General features: G+C 68.7%; 23 protein-coding genes. 18 read left to right on the plus strand and 5 right to left on the minus strand.

What is annotated here, in order from left to right; translation table 11 throughout:
• Positions 1-262: 262 nt before the first annotated feature.
• The 4 genes from mce1N to NG1_RS04480 all read left to right on the plus strand — a co-directional run bounded on the left by mce1N (position 263) and on the right by NG1_RS04480 (position 1,681).
• A complete protein-coding gene (gene mce1N, locus NG1_RS04465) occupies positions 263-745 on the plus strand; it encodes a transport-regulating membrane protein Mce1N (protein WP_062968217.1) in 483 nt (160 codons plus the stop codon).
• Entirely contained in the window at positions 742-1,002 is a 261-nt protein-coding gene (locus NG1_RS04470) for a hypothetical protein (RefSeq protein ID WP_062968220.1), read from the plus strand. The genes mce1N and NG1_RS04470 overlap by 4 nt, the downstream gene beginning before the upstream one ends.
• A gap of 57 nt (positions 1,003-1,059) precedes the next feature.
• Positions 1,060-1,290 (plus strand): hypothetical protein, encoded by a 231-nt coding sequence (locus NG1_RS04475; RefSeq protein ID WP_157113854.1) that lies wholly within the window; start codon positions 1,060-1,062, stop codon positions 1,288-1,290.
• A gap of 169 nt (positions 1,291-1,459) precedes the next feature.
• Positions 1,460-1,681, plus strand: coding sequence for a hypothetical protein (locus tag NG1_RS04480; protein WP_062968224.1), 222 nt, complete (start codon positions 1,460-1,462; stop codon positions 1,679-1,681).
• A 21-nt stretch (positions 1,682-1,702) separates the two neighbouring features.
• Here NG1_RS04480 and NG1_RS04485 read toward each other — a convergent pair whose 3' ends face one another.
• Positions 1,703-2,089 carry a hypothetical protein gene (locus NG1_RS04485; RefSeq protein WP_062968226.1) on the minus strand — a complete coding sequence of 129 codons (387 nt, stop codon included), beginning with the start codon at positions 2,087-2,089 and terminating at the stop codon, positions 1,703-1,705.
• A gap of 174 nt (positions 2,090-2,263) precedes the next feature.
• On the opposite strand from NG1_RS04485, the gene hemL reads away from it, so the two are divergent.
• The 7 genes from hemL (at position 2,264) to ccsB (ending at position 8,970) form a co-directional block, all read left to right on the plus strand.
• Entirely contained in the window at positions 2,264-3,601 is a 1,338-nt protein-coding gene (hemL, locus tag NG1_RS04490; RefSeq protein WP_062968228.1) for a glutamate-1-semialdehyde 2,1-aminomutase, read from the plus strand.
• Positions 3,602-3,945: 344 nt separating this feature from the next.
• On the plus strand, positions 3,946-4,593 hold the full coding sequence (locus NG1_RS04495) for a histidine phosphatase family protein (RefSeq protein ID WP_062968393.1): 648 nt from the start codon (positions 3,946-3,948) through the stop codon (positions 4,591-4,593).
• Complete coding sequence (locus tag NG1_RS04500) at positions 4,590-5,231, plus strand: TlpA disulfide reductase family protein (protein ID WP_084498689.1); 642 nt, start codon at positions 4,590-4,592, stop codon at positions 5,229-5,231. Before NG1_RS04495 ends, NG1_RS04500 begins: the two co-directional genes overlap by 4 nt.
• A complete protein-coding gene (locus NG1_RS04505; RefSeq protein ID WP_040870368.1) occupies positions 5,228-5,482 on the plus strand; it encodes a hypothetical protein in 255 nt (84 codons plus the stop codon). Before NG1_RS04500 ends, NG1_RS04505 begins: the two co-directional genes overlap by 4 nt.
• Positions 5,483-5,522: 40 nt before the next feature.
• Entirely contained in the window at positions 5,523-6,359 is an 837-nt protein-coding gene (locus NG1_RS04510) for a cytochrome c biogenesis CcdA family protein (protein WP_062968230.1), read from the plus strand.
• A complete protein-coding gene (gene resB, locus NG1_RS04515; RefSeq protein ID WP_062968232.1) occupies positions 6,356-8,002 on the plus strand; it encodes a cytochrome c biogenesis protein ResB in 1,647 nt (548 codons plus the stop codon). Before NG1_RS04510 ends, resB begins: the two co-directional genes overlap by 4 nt.
• Positions 8,003-8,004: 2 nt before the next feature.
• Positions 8,005-8,970, plus strand: coding sequence for a c-type cytochrome biogenesis protein CcsB (gene ccsB / locus NG1_RS04520; protein ID WP_062968233.1), 966 nt, complete (start codon positions 8,005-8,007; stop codon positions 8,968-8,970).
• Positions 8,971-9,231: 261 nt separating this feature from the next.
• On the opposite strand, the gene NG1_RS36375 is transcribed toward ccsB, so the two are convergent.
• Positions 9,232-9,516: a hypothetical protein gene (locus tag NG1_RS36375; protein WP_157113855.1), complete on the minus strand. Its 285-nt coding sequence runs from the start codon at positions 9,514-9,516 to the stop codon at positions 9,232-9,234.
• Between the two features lie 302 nt (positions 9,517-9,818).
• Here NG1_RS36375 and NG1_RS37345 point away from each other — a divergent pair, with 302 nt between their 5' ends.
• The gene (locus NG1_RS37345; protein ID WP_281218068.1) at positions 9,819-10,934 is read left to right on the plus strand and encodes a GNAT family N-acetyltransferase; all 1,116 of its coding nucleotides are present in this window, start codon (positions 9,819-9,821) and stop codon (positions 10,932-10,934) included.
• 401 nt (positions 10,935-11,335) lie between these two features.
• On the opposite strand, the gene lppU is transcribed toward NG1_RS37345, so the two are convergent.
• Positions 11,336-11,980 carry an LppU family putative lipoprotein gene (gene lppU / locus NG1_RS04530; protein WP_062968235.1) on the minus strand — a complete coding sequence of 215 codons (645 nt, stop codon included), beginning with the start codon at positions 11,978-11,980 and terminating at the stop codon, positions 11,336-11,338.
• Between the two features lie 308 nt (positions 11,981-12,288).
• Between lppU and NG1_RS04535 the strand changes: the two genes are divergently transcribed.
• Positions 12,289-12,897 carry a DUF8020 domain-containing protein gene (locus tag NG1_RS04535; RefSeq protein WP_040870361.1) on the plus strand — a complete coding sequence of 203 codons (609 nt, stop codon included), beginning with the start codon at positions 12,289-12,291 and terminating at the stop codon, positions 12,895-12,897.
• Positions 12,898-13,097: 200 nt separating this feature from the next.
• Here the strand turns inward: NG1_RS04535 and NG1_RS35195 are convergent, their stop codons facing one another.
• Together NG1_RS35195 and NG1_RS04540 are read right to left on the minus strand one after the other, a co-directional pair.
• The gene (locus tag NG1_RS35195) at positions 13,098-13,304 is read right to left on the minus strand and encodes a hypothetical protein (protein WP_084488442.1); all 207 of its coding nucleotides are present in this window, start codon (positions 13,302-13,304) and stop codon (positions 13,098-13,100) included.
• 118 nt (positions 13,305-13,422) lie between these two features.
• Entirely contained in the window at positions 13,423-13,635 is a 213-nt protein-coding gene (locus tag NG1_RS04540) for a BldC family transcriptional regulator (protein ID WP_062968237.1), read from the minus strand.
• A 185-nt stretch (positions 13,636-13,820) separates the two neighbouring features.
• Here NG1_RS04540 and NG1_RS04545 point away from each other — a divergent pair, with 185 nt between their 5' ends.
• From NG1_RS04545 to NG1_RS04565, 5 genes are all read left to right on the plus strand, one after another.
• Entirely contained in the window at positions 13,821-14,183 is a 363-nt protein-coding gene (locus NG1_RS04545; protein WP_062968238.1) for a DUF4229 domain-containing protein, read from the plus strand.
• Positions 14,180-15,265: an L-cysteine desulfhydrase Cds1 gene (gene cds1 / locus NG1_RS04550; RefSeq protein ID WP_062968240.1), complete on the plus strand. Its 1,086-nt coding sequence runs from the start codon at positions 14,180-14,182 to the stop codon at positions 15,263-15,265. The genes NG1_RS04545 and cds1 overlap by 4 nt, the downstream gene beginning before the upstream one ends.
• 125 nt (positions 15,266-15,390) lie before the next feature.
• Entirely contained in the window at positions 15,391-15,612 is a 222-nt protein-coding gene (locus NG1_RS04555) for a helix-turn-helix domain-containing protein (protein ID WP_040870358.1), read from the plus strand.
• Complete coding sequence (locus tag NG1_RS04560; protein ID WP_062968242.1) at positions 15,612-16,193, plus strand: Clp protease N-terminal domain-containing protein; 582 nt, start codon at positions 15,612-15,614, stop codon at positions 16,191-16,193. The genes NG1_RS04555 and NG1_RS04560 overlap by 1 nt, the downstream gene beginning before the upstream one ends.
• A gap of 74 nt (positions 16,194-16,267) precedes the next feature.
• Positions 16,268-16,651 carry a phage holin family protein gene (locus NG1_RS04565; protein ID WP_040870356.1) on the plus strand — a complete coding sequence of 128 codons (384 nt, stop codon included), beginning with the start codon at positions 16,268-16,270 and terminating at the stop codon, positions 16,649-16,651.
• Positions 16,652-16,682: the final 31 nt, after the last annotated feature.

Consider the following 16,682-nt stretch of genomic DNA (forward strand, 5'->3'; position numbering starts at 1 on the left):
TCACAGTGGACGTGGGAACCGGTAGTCGTTTGTCATGCGTTGTCGTGTATTACGTGCGGGAACTCGGCAGATGGCTCCGGAGGATCGGAGGCATCGATGCGAGTGGTGATCCAGCAGCCGCACAGCATTCGGCGGGATCTGGCCGTCTTGAGTCTGTTGATCCTGTTCGCCGTGTTGACCGTCGCCGTGCTGTTGCTGCCCGGCCTGAGTCGCTGATCTCACTTCTCGCCGTGTCGGCGCGCGCTGCCGCGGGAGGCCCGGCGTGACCGCTGCCGCCGTCTTGTTCGCCGAACCGGGCGCCCGCTGGCGCGCGGTGGCCTACGGTCCGATCCTGTGCCTGGCCGTTCTCGTCCTCGAATTCGCCACGGGCGGTGCCGTGCACTGGTTCGCCCTGGTGTTCTGCGCCGCGCTGATCGCGGGTTTCGTCGCCCTGCAGGTGGTCGCGGGCAAGCGGCACGTCAGTGTCGAGCTCACCGAGGAGACGCTGCGGTCGGGCACCGAGTCGCTACCGCTGGACTCGATCGCGGAGGTGCTTCCCGAGCGCGACGAGGATTCCTGGGACGACGAGGACTGGGAGTCGGCCAGGGCGCTCGGCGAGCTGAGCGGGGTGCCCCGCCGCCGCACCGGCATCGGTCTGCGGCTGGCCGACGGCGGCCTGGTGCAGGCATGGGCCAGAGACCACAAGGCGCTGCGAACGGCGTTGACCGAAGCCGTCCAGCGCAGTTCGGACGGAGTGGACCGATGAGGCGCTGGATCGTCGCGGTGCTCGTGGAACTGGATCTGTTCGTGCTCGCCCTGATCGCGGCGGCGCTGAGCGCGCGCGCAGGCGTGCGCGCCACCGACTTCGCGCCGGTCGGCGACGCCCCGGGTTTCACCGCCACCCGCTACGCGGGCCCTTGGTGGCTGCTGGCCACGTTGCTCGTCGCGGTGGCCGGTGTGCTCGCCATCGACGCCGTGGCCCGGCTGTGGCGCGGTCGCCGTGGCGCCGCGACCGGCGGCTGATCGGCGCGAGTCCGCTTGCGGCCGTTTGACCTCGCGTAACCCGGGAACGCCACGGACATGAAACCAACTGTCCAGCGAACACTTTTCGGTGCGGTGGCGGCCGGTGTGATCGGCGCGGCCGCGGCCGTACCCGCCACCGCGTCCGCCGAAGCCGTTCCCGGAACGTCTGTTCCGGTGACACCGGTCTTCGCCGCCACTCCGCCCGCACCGCTGCTGCATTTGCTACCCACGCCGTTGGCGTGCCTGGTGACCACCGGATTCGCCAAGTTCTGCCTGGGCCTCACGTAGCCGCGGATTGCCTGCGAACCGCTGCGGACGGCGCGCGAGCGAGTTACCGTGCAACCGCGCTCCGTCCGCTGCCCGACGCCTGCCGACTGTGCGCTTTGGCTGGAATGGCTCTGGGGCCGTTAGTATTTCGGCCGTAGTTCCAACGCGCGTCAATGAAGGAAAGTGTTTGATGAACCGGTTCGCCGTGAAGATCTGTGCCGCGTTTGCCGTGGCCGCCGCCCTCGGAATCGGGGCCGCGCCCGCGGGCGCGAACCCGGGACTGCCCCTGGAGGAGGCGAACCCGGTCGACGCGCCGATTCTCGTGCCGGATTCGGGTTCGGCGGGTCCCTACAACGGGTTCATGTGCTTCCTGCACACCATGTCGGCGCAGGTCCCGTGCATGTACGCCTGACGGCGGCGTCGCGGCGCCCGCTCAGTTCCAGTGCTGGTAGATGTCCAGCACCCGGCCGTTGCGGGCGCCGGGAGCGTTGAGATAGACGGTGACCGTCCCGTCCGGATGGCCCGCGGCCTCCAGGACCACTTGGCGCAGAGTGGCGTGCACCGCGCCGCGATCGTCGCGGTAGATCGCCGAGTCGTCCTTCAGCCCGGCGCCGATCCGGTTCGGCGGGACGACCATGGTGATCAGCGCCGGGATCGGTCCGCCTGCCAGCATGGTGGTCGCCGTGTGGTCCAGCGGGACGGCCAGCCGCGCCTGGTCGAGTTGATCGACCGGCTGCGCGGCGGCGGACCCGGCCCCGAGAGTCACGGCGGCTCCCGCGACGACGGCGAGCACACCCACGCTGACGATGGCAATCCGCATGCAGACCCTCCCGAACGATGGACGAATGTGAGCTGAGACTACGCACCGGCAACCGTCCAGCGATCGGATTTCGCACGAACCTCACCTCGGCGTGTTGCCAGGCGGCTGCGGCCTGCATCACTGCACTACACCCTGTCGTCGAACCGATTTTCCGGTGCTGCGAGACTGGAACGCGTGAGTTCTTCTCCGCGCGTGACCAGTGCGACCGTGCCGGTTTCCGCTCAGCTCTTCGACCGGGCGAGTTCGGTGATTCCGGGGGGCGTCAACTCTCCGGTGCGGGCATTTCGATCCGTCGGCGGCACACCGCGATTCATCGCCTCGGCCGCCGGCTGCACGCTCGTCGACGCCGACGGCAACGAGTACGTCGACCTGGTCTGTTCCTGGGGGCCGATGATCCTCGGCCATGCGCACCCCGCGGTCGTCGAGGCGGTGCGCCGCGCGGCGAGCGGCGGCCTGTCCTTCGGTGCGCCGACTGAAGCCGAGATCGAACTCGCCGAGGCGATCGTGCGCCGGGTCACGCCGGTGGAGCGGGTCCGGCTGGTGAACTCCGGCACCGAGGCAACCATGAGCGCGGTCCGGCTGGCCCGCGGCTACACCGGCCGTACCAAGATCATCAAGTTCGCCGGTTGTTATCACGGTCACGTCGACGCGCTGCTCGCCGACGCGGGCTCGGGCGTCGCCACGCTCGGTCTGCCCACTTCCCCGGGGGTGACGGGCGCGCAGGCGGCCGACACCATCGTGCTGCCCTACAACGACCTCGACGCCGTCGCCGCCGCCTTCGCCGCGAACCCCGGCGAGATCGCCTGCGTGATCACCGAGGCGGCGGCGGGCAACATGGGCGCCGTCGCGCCGCTGCCCGGCTTCAACGCGGGCCTGCGCGCCCTCACCACCGAGCACGGTGCGCTGCTCGTCATGGACGAGGTGATGACCGGCTTCCGGGTCAGCAGTGCGGGCTGGTTCGGCCGCGAAGGCGTCGCGGGCGATCTCTACACCTTCGGCAAGGTGATGAGCGGCGGACTGCCCGCGGCCGCGTTCGGCGGACGCGCCGAGATCATGAACCACCTCGCGCCGCTCGGCCCGGTCTACCAGGCCGGCACGCTGTCGGGTAACCCGGTCGCGGTGGCCGCGGGCCTCGCCACGCTGCGGGCGGCCGACGACGCGGTCTACGCCGCACTCGACCGCAACGCACAGCGGCTCGGCGAGCTGTTCGGCTCGGCGCTGAGCGCCGCGGGGGTCGGGCACCAGGTGCAATTCGCAGGCAATATGGTGAGCGTGTTCTTCGCCGAACGCCCGGTCACCGATTACGCCGCCGCCAAGGCGAGCGAGACCTGGCGCTACCCCGCGTTCTTCCACGCCCTGCTCGACGGTGGCGTGTACGCGCCGCCGAGCGCGTTCGAAGCGTGGTTCGTCTCCGCGGCGCTCGACGAGGACGCGTTCGACCGTATCGCCGCCGCCCTGCCCGCCGCCGCGCACGCGGCGGCGGCCGCCACCCCCGAAGGATCCCGCGCGTGACCTCCGACCTCGATCAGCCCGATGCCGACCGGCGCGAGCCGGCCAAGCCGTCCGCCGAGCCGGACGTGACCGCGACCAACGGCGCGGTCGCCGTCGCATCGGTCGTCGACCCGGTCGCGGAGGCGACCGTGGTCGACGCGGGTGAGCAGTTCGCCGCCGCGCCCCGGTCCGCGACCACCGAGCCCGTGGCATCCAGCCTGGTCGACGCGGGCGCTCACTTCGCCGCGGCCGCGGGGACGACGTCGCAGGCCGGGGGAGAAGAGGCCCCCGAGGCCGCGCCGGCGGAGGGCGAGACCCCCGAGCCGGTCGAGCGCGCCGAGGGCCGGATCAGCGCCCCCGAGCGGGTGCACGACGGCGGCGCCGCCATCGAGACGATCGTCCACGTGCTGCGGCACGGCGAGGTGCACAACCCGAACGGCATCCTCTACGGCCGCCTGCCCGGCTTCAGCCTGTCGGTGACGGGGCGCGCGCAGGCCGCCGCCGTCGCTCGGACCCTGGCCGATCACGACATCGCGCTGGTCATCGCCTCGCCGTTGCAGCGCGCGCAGGAGACCGCCGAGCCGATCGCCGCGCAGCACGACGTCATCGTCCGCACCGACGAGAACCTCATCGAGGCGGGCAACACCTTCGAGGGCCTGCGCGTGTCGGTCGGCGACGGCGCCCTGCGCAAGCCGCGGCACTGGTGGAAGCTGCGCGATCCCTTCACCCCGTCCTGGGGCGAGCCCTACTTGCAGATCGCGCACCGCATGCTGGCGGCGGTGAACAAAGCCCGGGTCGAAGCGGCGGGCCGGGAGGCGGTGCTGGTCTCGCACCAGCTACCGGTGTGGACGCTGCGGCGGTTCCTACAGGGGCAGCGGCTCTGGCACGACCCGCGCCAGCGGCAGTGCTCGCTCGCGTCGCTGACCTCGCTGGTCTACCACGGCGACACGCTCGTCGACATCGTCTACTCCGAGCCCGCGGGCGGCTCGGACCCGTCGGTGCACGGCGCATGACCCGCTCCACCGCGTTCCACCTCCCGCCCTCGGTGCGCACCGGGCGGGCGCTGCCGGTTCTGCTCGCGTGCGTGGCGCTGATCGCCGCGCTCGCGGGTTGTTCGACCGGTTCGGACGCGGTGGCCTCGGGCGGCACCTTCGAATTCGTCTCGCCCGGCGGCAAGACCGACATCCGCTACGACCCGCCCGCCGCGCGCGGCACCATCGGCAAACTGGCCGGCCCGGACCTGATGACGGCGGGCAAGACCACCTCGGTCGAGGACTACGCGGGCAAGGTCGTGGTGCTCAACCTGTGGGGCCAGTGGTGCGGTCCGTGCCGCGCCGAGGCGCCCGCCTTGGAGCAGGTCTACGAGGCGACCAAGGACAAAGGCGTCGCGTTTCTCGGGATCAACGTCCGCGATCCGCAACAGGACAAGGCCCAGGATTTCGTCGTCGACAACAAGGTCGGCTACCCGTCCGTCTACGACCCGTCGATGCGCACGCTCTTGGCGCTCGGCGGGAATTTCCCTACCAGTGTCATCCCAACCACGCTCGTCCTCGACCGGCAACACCGGGTCGCCGCGGTTTTCCTGCGGTCCCTGCTGGCCGAGGATCTACAGCCGGTAATCGAAAGTATCGCCGCGGAGGAATCACAGTGAATCGCGACCGCCGTACCCGCCACCTGCGTGCCTGCCGGCCACGGCAGGGCGCCCGACGCATCGGCGGAGGATGGGCCGTCGACGACCGGTGGGCGGGTATCGCCACCGTGCCGCGCAGCGTCGCCGCCGACTCCCTCTTGGACTTCGCCGTATTCGAGGCGGCCGAGGAACCCACCGCCACCGAGCACAAGGTGTCGTTGCGCCGCGGCGCCGGACGATCGCCAGAGGACACGCCGGAGGAATCGGTGTGACGCTTGCGCGCACCGCGCCGCATAACGGGGAGAACCTGTGATGGTGCTCGCCGGAGTCGGTGATTCGTTCCAGCAGACGGCGGCCTCCGGGCCGCTGCTGCTGGCGCTCGGCGCGTGTCTGCTCGCGGGTCTGGTGTCCTTCGCCTCGCCGTGTGTGGTGCCGCTCGTGCCCGGCTACCTCTCCTACCTGGCCGGACTGGTCGGCGCCGAGGCGCCGCCCGCCACCGTCGCGCAGGCCACCGGGGGCCGTGCCGGAGCAGCGGTGACCGCCGCCGAGTCGCTTCGCAGGGGGCGGATGCGGGTCGCGGGTGCGGCCGGCTTGTTTGTGGCCGGTTTCACCGTGGTCTTCGTGCTCGCCACGGCGACCGTCTTCGGCGTCATCCAAACCCTCAACGTGAACCGTGAACTGCTGCAACGCATCGGCGGCGTGGTGACGGTCCTGATGGGCTTGGTCTTCATCGGCCTGGTGCCCGCGTTGCAGCGCGACACCCGGATGGAGCCGCGCAGGCTCACCAGCATCATGGGCGCGCCGCTGCTGGGCGGAGTGTTCGCGCTGGGCTGGACACCGTGCCTGGGCCCCACGCTCTCCGGCGTCATGGCCGTGGCCGCGGGCACCGACGGGACGACGGCGGTGCGCGGGGTCGCGCTGATCGTCGCCTATTGTCTGGGACTCGGTCTGCCGTTCGTCGTGCTGGCCTTCGGTTCGGCGAGCGCGTTGCGCGGGGTGGGGTGGCTGCGCCGCAATTCCCGCACCATCCAGATCATCGGGGGCCTGTTGCTCGTCGCGGTCGGCGCCGCGCTGGTCACCGGGGCGTGGGACCAGTTCGTCGCCTGGGTGCGCGACGCGTTCGTCTCCGAGGTGACCTTGCCGATATGACCGTGACCGACCAGCCGACGATCGAAAGCACCGAGCGGCCGCCGCGCCAATCCCTGCCCGGACGGGCCTGGGCATTGCTGCGCAACACCTGGCGCGGGCTCACCAGCATGCGCACCGCCCTGGTGCTGCTGTTCCTGCTCGCCTTGGCCGCGATTCCCGGTGCGTTGCTGCCGCAGCGCAACCTCAACGAGCAGAAGGTCGAGCAGTACATCGCCGACCGGCCGACGCTCGGCCCGTGGATGGACCGCTTCGAGCTGTTCGATGTGTTCTCCAGCTTCTGGTTCACCGCCGTCTACGTGCTGCTGTTCATCTCCCTGGTCGGTTGCATCCTGCCGCGCACGCTCGACCACTACCGCGCGCTGCGCACACCGCCGGTGCGGGCGCCGCGCAACCTGACCAGGCTGCCGCACCACTACTCGGGCCTGGCCGAGCGGTCGCCCCGGGAACTCGTCGACCACGCCCGCGCCCAGCTGCGCGGCTGGCGCACCGAGGTCCGCCCCGGCCCCCGCGAGGGTGAACTGGCGCTCTCGGCGGAGAAGGGCTACACCCGCGAACTCGGCAATCTGGTGTTCCATCTGGCGCTGGTCGGGCTGCTGATCGCCATCGCGGCGGGAAAGCTGTTCGGCTACGAGGGCAGCGTCATCGTGCTGGCGAACAACGGCCCCGGCTTCTGCACCACCTCGCCCGCGGTGTTCGACTCGTTCAAGGCGGGCAACGTCAACGACGGCACCGGGATGACCCCGATCTGCGTCCGGGTGAAGGATTTCCGAGCCGACTACCTGACCAACGGCCAGGCCGAGATGTTCACCGCGAACCTCGCCTACCAGGCGGGCGACGACCTGCGGACGAACACCTGGCGCGATACCCGGGTGCAGGTCAACCACCCCTTGCGCGTGGCAGGCGACCGGCTCTACCTGCAAGGTCACGGCTACGCGCCGACCTTCACGGTCACCTTCCCCACCGGCCAGACCCGCACCGAGTCGATCCAGTGGCGTCCCGACGACGCCTCCACGTTCCTGTCCAGCGGCGTGCTGCGGATCGACCCGCCCGGTGGCATGTACGCCACCGACGAGGAGCGCCGCAAGAACCAGATCGCGATCGAGGGGTTGTTCGCGCCGACGGCGATGTTCCACGGGTCGTTGCTGACCTCGGCGTTCCCCGCGATGAACGATCCCGCCGTCGCGGTCGACATCTATCGCGGCGACACCGGCCTGGACACCGGGAAGCCGCAGTCGCTGTTCGCGCTGGACCCCGAGCAGGTCAAACAGGGCCGGCTGGCCAAGGAGGCCAGGGTCAATCTGCGCCCCGGCGAGTCGACCACGCTGCCGAACGGCACCAAGGTCACCTTCGACGGCGCGCAGGAGTTCGTCAATCTCCAGGTCTCGCACGACCCCGCGCAGAAGTGGGTGCTGGTGAGCGCGCTGTTCATGATGGCGGGCCTGCTGGTCTCGCTGCTGATCAAGCGCAGGCGGATCTGGGTGCGGGTCTACCCGGCCGAGGACACGGCCGGTACCGTAGACCAACGACGCACTGTAGTAGAGATGGGCGGGCTGGCCAGGACCGACCAGGCGGGCTGGGGCGGCGAGTTCGACCGGCTGCGCGCCCGCCTGCTCGACGAGCACGCCGAGACCACGGGAGAGTGACCATGCCGATCGACGAAACCATCGCCAGGTACAGCGATCTCGCGTTCAAGACGGCGATCGTGGTGTACGCGCTGGTGCTGGTACTGCTGATCTGGCAGTACGCGACGGCGCGCAGCCGCCAGGTCAGCGAGCGTGAACTGGTGACCGTGGGCGGCGGATCGACACCGCAGGGTCCCGGGCGGGTCATCGAGCCCGCGCGGCGGCCGCTGTCGGATCGGCTCGGCAACATGGCGTTCTCGGTGCTGATGGTCGCCATCGCGTTGCACGTCGGCGCGATCGTGTTGCGCGGCTTCGCGACCAACCGCTTCCCGCTGGGCAACATGTACGAGTTCGTCACCATGGCGACGGCCGCCGCCGTGCTGGTCGGGGTGGTGCTGCTGCGCGAACAGCGCTACCGCGCGATGTGGGCGTTCCTGCTCGTCCCGGTATTGATCCTGCTGTTCCTCGCCGGCACGGTGCTCTACGCCGACGCCGCGCCCGTGGTGCCCGCGTTGAAGTCGTTCTGGCTGCCGGTGCACGTCACCATCGTGAGCGTGGGCAGCGGCGTGTTCCTGTTCGCGGGCGTGGCGAGCATGCTGTTCCTCTACCGCCTGCGCCAGCCGGAGGGCCAGGAGTCCGACAACGTCCTCGGCGTCATCGCCCGCCGCCTGCCCGACGCCCGCACCCTGGACCGCCTGGCCTACAAGGCCACCATCATCGGTTTCCCGCTGTTCGGCGCCGGCGTCATCCTGGGCGCCATCTGGGCCGAGGCCGCCTGGGGCCGCTTCTGGGGCTGGGACCCGAAGGAAACCTGCTCCTTCATCGCCTGGGTCCTCTACGCCGCCTACCTGCACGCCCGAGCCACCTCCGGCTGGCGCGACACCAAGGCCGCCTGGATCAACATCGCCGCCTTCGTCGCGATGTTGTTCAATCTGTTCATCATCAACATGGTGATCAGCGGGTTGCACTCCTACGCCGGGCTGAACTGAGGCTTTACCCGCGCCTTCCTGCGCTCGGCGGCGGGCTCGCCCGGGTCGCTTGGACAAGTCGGTCGCAGCGGGCAGCTCCGTGGCGCTTGCCGAGGAAACAGCCATCCGTCGGGGACAGTGCCGCGGGACCCGGACGGCGTCGAGTTCGACTTTCCGTTCCCGATCAGCATTCCGTGGGCCGAACTCGAATACTGAGGAGATCGGCTCGCACATTGATGCGGCTCGCCGGTGTGCGCAGCCGCATGCCGGCACCGCGATCGGTCACAGGCCTGCTGCGCCGATGAGCCGGGAGTGAGGCCGGTGGGGGCCGGGGTTGTGGTCGGGTTGCCTTCCGGGGTTCAGGTTGGTCTGTCCGCCGGGGGTGAGATTCGCCTGCGGGCCGCACGCCGTATAGGGCCAGGAACAGCTCGCTAGGGTGTGGTCCTGACCGGCTTGGGCGACACCGGCCGTCACCAGACCCATACCGAGCAGGGCGGGTGCGGCGGCCATCGCCAGAGCGCGGGCGAGCCGATGGGTGCGGCGGGTCGAGCGCTGGTTTCGCATCATGTGGTGTGCTCCTCGGGGTCCGTGTGGCGGGGCGGTCCCGCTGTCGTGATGACGCTGTCCAGCCTCATGGACACGGAAATGCGCCGAAAGGACACCAAGGGTGCACGGCCACCCACCCCCTGCGGTAAGCCGATTCCCCCGAGGTGGGCTTCCGTTCCGTCATCCGGCGGGTGGGGTCATCGACGATCGGCGATAGTTGAAAACGCAGCTTCATCAGGCTCGATGCACCGGGCGCTTCGCGCACATGTGCCGCCGAACGATTTGCGTTGGTGGTCGCCATCGCGCTCGGCGATCATCTTCTGGTGCGGAGGAACTCGGAGCCGGCCGGGAAACGTCGAGTACCGGAATTGGACGCAGCAGCAGGCGAGTTGAGGCTCAGACCTTGGCAGATGTCTTCTGCCGATGTCGATCTCGTGCGGGAAGCGGCGGATGACGAGCTGATTCCGCTGATCACCACGGTGCCGTCGGTCTACACCGCCGAGGAGGCGGCGAGATTCATCGAGCGTCAGTGGGATCGAACCGAGAGCGGGAGCGGATACCCCTTCGTGATCGCGCGGGCGTCGGACGGTAAACCGCTCGGCAGTATCGGCGTGTGGTCGAAGGATCTCAGCGAAGGACGAGCGTCCATCGGCTACTGGCTGGTGAGATCCGCTCGCGGGCAGGGCATCGCGGCGCACGCACTGCGGACGGTCACCGCCTGGGCGTTCGAGCACCTGCCCGTTTCCCGGCTCCAGCTCTACGTGGAACCCTGGAACGTCGCGTCCATCCGGACCGCCGAGCGTGCGGGCTTCCGGCGTGAGGGGCTTCTGCGGGGGTGGCAGCGAGTCGGCGACAGCCGCCGCGACATGTACATGTACGCGCGGCTCCGGCCGACTCGGCCACAGGAGAGTCCGCTGCGCCGCGGGCAAGCCATTCGAGTGGCGCTACCGGCAGACGTCGACGGGATCATCGAGCTGCTTTCAGCGGTCGCAGCCGAGGGCAAATGGATCAGGGCCGAGGCGCCGTTCGATACCGAAGCCGCTGCCCGCCGGATCCTGGCGATGTCGGGCGATGAAAAGCACGGCGTCTTCGTGGCCGAGATCGACGGATCCGTCGCGGGCACGGCGACGGTCGAATTCACCGCACGCGGCGTCACGTCCTTCGCCATGATGGTTGCGGCTGACCAGCGTGGACGCGGCATCGGAACGGCGCTGCTCGACCGAGTCGTCGAATGGTCGCGGGATCATGGCGCCCACAAGGTGACGCTCGAGGTATGGCCCCACAATCAAGCGGCGATGGCGTTGTACGACCGAGCCGGTTTCGAGGTCGAAGGCGTGTTGCGCGCGCATTACCGGCGGCGCAACGGCGAGCTGTGGGACGCGGTGCTCATGAGTCTGGGCTTGGCCGGTGCTCCTGACCTCGGCCGTGGCTCGGGTTAGGCCCCGGCCGGAGGTCAGTTCTCGCGTACGCGCAGGTTGCGAAGGCATTGCCGGGACCGCGGTGGCGAGCTGTGGGAAAGGCAATCGGGATCACTGAACACCGCAACCCGGACCGGTGCGTACCCGGAATGGGCATTTCGCGGAATGCCGTAATTTTTATTGAGGGCTTTGCGTGGGAACAATCTGGAGGAAAACATTTTCAGAGTTTGTGGCCGAATTGCGCGGGACCGTCTTCGGTTCACGGTGCGCGCAAAGCTTCGGTCGGCAACGCGCTGAAATATCCCACAGTGGAACCGATAACGCTACGAGTCCATCGTCCTACGAGACACGAGACTTCGCATGTCTGTTAACTAACCGCGCGAGCGCCTACGGGGGCGCCCGTGGCAGCCGGGCGGGTGGGTCTAGAGCCGCGCGACGCAGACGACGAAATGCCGTTGCTGGTAGACGATTCCGCTGTCGGCCGAGCCGCAGGCGTTGACGTCGACGGTGTTCTGCTTGATGTCGATCACCCGGACCGCGCCGGGGGCGGGGGCCGCGCAATCCAGTCGCTTGGGATTGCCGGGGGTCAGTTCCATGCAGCCGCCGACTACCCAGTCGATGTCCAGGCAGAGCGCAGCCTGTGCCGCCCCGTGCAGGGTCTCGTTGTAGGTGTGGTCGGCGTCGGTGGGGCACGCGGCGTTCGCGGGCGCCTTCTCGATGACCCTGTAGACGGAGTTAGGGCTGCCACAAGCGGTTTTGTCGATCCCGCCCGCGCCGCCGAGCTGCACGCAGTCGCCGATGCTCACTTGCAGGCTGGTGGCGCTCTTGTTCGACGCGCCACGCATCGCCGAGGTGGTCGGCAGGGGCTCGGTAGTGGTGGGCAGTTCCTCGGTCGTCGGCGGAGGTGTCGATGTGGTTGGTGCGGTGGCGGTCTGGGCGGCTGCGGCCGGCTCCTCGGCGGGGCCGGACATCGAGAGCGCGGCGACGACCACGAGGGTGGCCGCCAGTCCGGTCCCGACCATGAAGGCGGCCAGGGTGATACCGGCGCGGACACGTTGGCGCGACACGTACGTCCTCCAGAGCTGTGAACCCTTCGACCCACCTAGCGACTCGAAGTTGTGAATCTTGCGGATTGAAGACCACGCCATGCTTACACTACGCGGCACGTCCGCGTCGAGTTTTGCTTCCCAGGCATAGCGATCCGCCCTGGGAATTCACCTGCTGCGCACATCCGAAGCCATACTGATCACAATTGGATAACGAACCGCTCGATCATGTGTGCCGACCGCCAGATCTGGAAACAAGTCACGGGCGCTGTACAGTCACACGCCATCCGGCCTCCGGAGCCGGTGTCTCGGTGAGAAGGAATTCCAGAATGAAGTTCGGCACTATTGCCGCCATTACGCTCGGTGCGGTTGCCGCAGTGGGCATCACGGCGGGGGCCGCGAACGCGCAACCCGTAGAACCGGATCGAGAGATCACGACAGCAGGTGTCGAACAGGGGGTGGACTACCGCACCACGGTCTCGCGCGAGACCGGGGCCATCAGCACTGCCGTCGAGCACGGCACCTTCGCGGTGGTCGATGACGGCACCAAGATCAAGCTGACGTCCGATACCGGAGCCGTGGTCGCCGAAGTGCCGCTGACGTTCCAGGTTTCCGGCAGCAAGCTCTCGGTGGCGCACGAAATCTCCGACAGCGGACGGCGTCTCGCGCTCACCCCGAAGGCGGACGCCAAGGAGATCGGCGAGATGCAGCCGATCAGCTCGATGAACCGGCTCATCGCCGAACTGAACCAGAACGTCGTCGGCGTGGTCGGCGGCGCGCTGCTCGGCGGACTGCTCGGGGCCCTGATCGGCCTGGGCTTCTTCAGCATCATCACCGGCCCGATCGGCTTGGTCGTCGGCGCGATCGCGGGCGGAGCCATCCAGGGCGGGCAGCCGTTCATGGACGCGCTGATGGCGGTCGTCAACGGCGAACCCTGATCGGTACCCGCGGATCGGGTGTGGCAGGCGCACCGCAGCGCGCCTGCCACACCCGGACCGGGGTGTCGATCGCCGTGGTGTCCGGCGAGGGAGAGGGAGTTCCCCCCGGCGGCCGGCCACGGTTGATACGCGGAACAAAGAGAAACGCGCGAACGCCGGATATCCCTGGACGCGTGCTATCGCGCGGGTACTGCGAACGATCAGCGCTCGGTGGAACCGGACTCCCCGTCGCGGTGCTGGCGAGATAGTCGCCAGAGAAACTCCGGGTCGTCGTCGGGTCCGATGACGCGCTTGCGCTGTGGTGAACGGGTCTGCGGGGCAGTGGGTCCAGTCCGCTCGGGGCCGAACGCCTTCCAGCACAACACCGCTATTGCCACCACCGCGATGAGTGCCAACAGGTACGTCACGTCGCTCACCTCCTGATTACGAGGGTAGCCGCGGACGTGACTCCCGCACACCGCAGACGCAGAAAATGGTCTGCGGGCGAGCGCGGACCCGAGCACGACGGGCCCGCGTGCCCTGCGATCAGCGTACTGCGGTCGCCTCGGTGGTCAGCGACTTGAGCAGCTGGAGTACTTCCGATTCGCGAAACCGGCGATGTCCGCCCGGTGTGCGCAGCGACCCGAGGCGCCCGGCGTGGGCCCAGCGCGTCACGGTCTTGGGGTCGACGTGGAACAGGGCAGCAACCTGGCCCGGAGTCAGCAGGGTGTCCTGGCCGCCGACGGTGATCGCAGTCATAGCAAACCTCTCCGTTCTCGACAGTTCCCTCATCAGATGGCGCCATCGTCGCACTGAAACCCCTAGGTACTCGAACCACCTACAGTTAGTAAAGGGGAGGTAATGGACAAATCGGATGCGCGCCCCACCCCCGGCCATTGGGCGTGCACCGGGGGCCGGCAACAGCTTCGCATAGGCTGAGGGATGTGCGTGACGCAACTCCACCAAAAGGTGCTTCCGGACAGCAAACGGCTGGCGCAGGTCGTCGGCTGGCCCGCAATCTGGCCCTCTACACCGTCGCCAGGTTGGGTCTCGTGGTAGTGCTGACCGCGGTGATCGTGCTGGCCGCGCGACTGGTGTCGGTGGACATTCCATTGGTGGTCGCGGCCCTGTTCGCGCTCATCATCGCCATGCCGCTGTCACTGGCCCTGTTCAAGCGGCTGCGGGCCAAGGTCAACGAGGACATCGCCGTGGTCGACGAGCGCAGGCGCCGCGACAAGGCCGAGCTACGGGCGCGGTTGCGCGGCGACGAGCCGCCCACCCCGCCGGAGTCGGGGACGTCTTCGTGAAGTCCTGCGATCACACCGCACCGCGCGACTGGGTCGACAACGCGGTGCGGTTGATCGACGCCGACTCCCAGCGCAGCGCGGATACCCACTTGCTGCGCTACCCGCTACCCGCCGGGTGGAACGTCCAGCTCTACCTCAAGGACGAGTCCACGCACATCACCGGCAGCCTCAAGCACCGCCTGGCCCGCTCGCTGTTCCTGTACGCCATCTGCAACGGCTGGGTGACCGAGGGGACGACCGTGGTGGAGGCGTCCTCCGGTTCGACCGCGGTCAGCGAGGCCTACTTCGCGAAGCTGCTCGGCTTGGACTTCGTGGCGGTGATGCCCGCGAGCACCTCCCCGCAGAAGGTCGCGCTGATCGAGGCGCAGGGCGGTCGCTGCCATTTCGTGCGGCGCCCGCCGGACATGTACACCGAGGCGGCGCGGCTGGCGGCCGAATGCGGCGGTCACTACATGGACCAGTTCACCCACGCCGAGCGCGCCACCGACTGGCGTGGCAACAACAACATCGCCGAGTCGATCTTCCAGCAGATGGCGTTGGAGGCCGATCCGGTGCCGGAATGGATCGTGGTCGGCGCGGGCACGGGCGGCACCAGCGCCACGATCGGCCGCTACATCCGGTATCGCAGGCATGCGACGAAGCTGGCCGTGGTCGATCCGGAGAACTCCGCTTTCTACGGCGGTTACGAGACGCGGGACGCGGGCTATCAGACCGGAATGTCCTCGCGGATCGAAGGCATCGGCCGCCCGAGGGTCGAGCCCTCGTTCGTCGGCCAAGTGGTGGACCGCATGTTCGAGGTGCCCGACGCGGCGTCCATCGCGGCGGCCAGGTTCGCCAGCACGGCGCTGGGCCGCCGGGTCGGCGGATCGACCGGGACCAACCTCTGGGGCGTGTTCGCCCTGATCGCCGAGATGCTCGCCGAAGGGCGCGGCGGCAGCGTCGTCACTCTGCTGTGCGACGGCGGGGACCGCTATGCCGGAACGTATTTCGACGATGCGTGGGTCGCGTCCCAAGGGCTGGATCTCGTCGAGCCCACCGCCGTCCTGGAGAAGTTCGTGGCGACCGGAATCTGGGACGCCTGATCGGTTCAGGCCTCGCCTGAGCGCGAAAACTTTCTTGTTCGCCGAGCGTGGAATCGGGCTCTGCTATGCCATCGCGTGTCAATTTTTGTTGACATCGCGCGCGAGCGTCAATAAAAATTGACGACATGACAGAAGCAACCACCCTGGCGGCCGCTGCGGGCAGCCCCGATCCCAAGGTCGGGCTGCGCGCGGTGCTCGCGCTACGCAGGCTGCTCGAACGTCTCGAAGCGATCCAGGTGGCCAACGCCCGCGCCCAGGGCTGGTCCTGGCAGGCGATCGCGGAAGCGCTCGAGGTGAGCAAGCAGGCGGTCCATCAGAAGTACAACCGGAAAGGCAGGAGCCGCTGATGTTCGAACGGTTCAGCAGGTCGGCGCGTACAGCGATCGTCGTCGCCCAGGAGGACGCGCGCGAACTCCGCGCGTCGAATATCGAGGTCGAGCACGTGTTGCTCGGATTGCTCGGCCAAGCCGAGCCGGAATTGGCGGCGTTGCTCGCGGAGGCGGGACTCACGCGCGAGGGCGTGCGCCGCGCGCTGGCCGAGCAGAGCAATGGGGTGCCCCTCGGCCCCGAGGACGCCGAGGCACTGCGGTCCATCGGCATCGATCTGGACGCCGTCCGGGAGTCACTGGAAGCGCATTTCGGCGAGGACGCGCTCGACCGCGCCGCGCCGGATCCGCGACGTGGGTCGTTCCCCTGGGGTCGCGGCGGGTACTACGGGCACATCCCGTTCACCAGGGAAGCGAAGAAAGTGCTCGAGCTCTCCCTGCGGGAGGCGCTCGGCCGCAAGGACAAGAGCATCGAATCCGGGCACATGCTGCTCGGCATCCTGCGCGCCCCCAACGAGACGACGGTGCGCCTGTTCGGCGGGCCCACCGTGATCAAGGAGTTGCGCCCCAAGGTGCACGCCCTGCTCGACCGTGCGGCCTGAGCCCGCGGACATGCGCAGGCGGAGTTCGCGTCTTCGAGCGGCGCGTGTCCGCACCCTGGGCCTAGCATTGGGCCATGCAGCTCGTGATTCGGTTGATCATCAACGCGGTGGCCATCTGGCTGGCCGCCTTCTGGGTCGACAAGATCGACATCCTCGCTCCCGAAGGCGGCAACGGCGCCAAGATCGCGGTCGTCCTCGCCGTGGCCGCGGTGTTCACGGTGGTGAACGCGCTGGTCAAGCCGATCGTGAAGTTGCTGTCACTACCACTGGTGATCGTGACGCTCGGCCTGTTCCTGCTCGTGATCAACGCGTTCATGCTGTGGCTCACCGCCGAGATCACCGAAGCGTTCACCGATTACGGCCTGCGCGTCGAAGGTTTCTGGGCCGCGGTGATCGGCGGCATCATCGTCTCGATCGTGAACTGGGTGCTCGGCATCCTGGTGCCGGACGAGGACTAGTCCGCCACGCCGCTCGTGCGGAACCCGTCAC

Source organism: Nocardia gamkensis NBRC 108242 (genome assembly GCF_001612985.1).
GTDB lineage: Bacteria > Actinomycetota > Actinomycetes > Mycobacteriales > Mycobacteriaceae > Nocardia > Nocardia gamkensis.

Bases quoted from the DNA above. Each gene is read 5' to 3' on its own strand.
- NG1_RS04470 (WP_062968220.1), top strand. From the start codon at position 742: ATGAGGCGCTGGATCGTCGCGGTGCTCGTGGAACTGGATCTGTTCGTG.
- NG1_RS04475 (WP_157113854.1), top strand. From the start codon at position 1,060: ATGAAACCAACTGTCCAGCGAACACTTTTCGGTGCGGTGGCGGCCGGT.
- NG1_RS04480 (WP_062968224.1), top strand. From the start codon at position 1,460: ATGAACCGGTTCGCCGTGAAGATCTGTGCCGCGTTTGCCGTGGCCGCC.
- NG1_RS04485 (WP_062968226.1), bottom strand. From the start codon at position 2,089: ATGCGGATTGCCATCGTCAGCGTGGGTGTGCTCGCCGTCGTCGCGGGA.
- NG1_RS04500 (WP_084498689.1), top strand. From the start codon at position 4,590: ATGACCCGCTCCACCGCGTTCCACCTCCCGCCCTCGGTGCGCACCGGG.
- NG1_RS04510 (WP_062968230.1), top strand. From the start codon at position 5,523: ATGGTGCTCGCCGGAGTCGGTGATTCGTTCCAGCAGACGGCGGCCTCC.
- resB (WP_062968232.1), top strand. From the start codon at position 6,356: ATGACCGTGACCGACCAGCCGACGATCGAAAGCACCGAGCGGCCGCCG.
- ccsB (WP_062968233.1), top strand. From the start codon at position 8,005: ATGCCGATCGACGAAACCATCGCCAGGTACAGCGATCTCGCGTTCAAG.
- NG1_RS36375 (WP_157113855.1), bottom strand. From the start codon at position 9,516: ATGATGCGAAACCAGCGCTCGACCCGCCGCACCCATCGGCTCGCCCGC.
- NG1_RS04535 (WP_040870361.1), top strand. From the start codon at position 12,289: ATGAAGTTCGGCACTATTGCCGCCATTACGCTCGGTGCGGTTGCCGCA.
- NG1_RS04540 (WP_062968237.1), bottom strand. From the start codon at position 13,635: ATGACTGCGATCACCGTCGGCGGCCAGGACACCCTGCTGACTCCGGGC.
- NG1_RS04555 (WP_040870358.1), top strand. From the start codon at position 15,391: ATGACAGAAGCAACCACCCTGGCGGCCGCTGCGGGCAGCCCCGATCCC.
- NG1_RS04560 (WP_062968242.1), top strand. From the start codon at position 15,612: ATGTTCGAACGGTTCAGCAGGTCGGCGCGTACAGCGATCGTCGTCGCC.
- NG1_RS04565 (WP_040870356.1), top strand. From the start codon at position 16,268: ATGCAGCTCGTGATTCGGTTGATCATCAACGCGGTGGCCATCTGGCTG.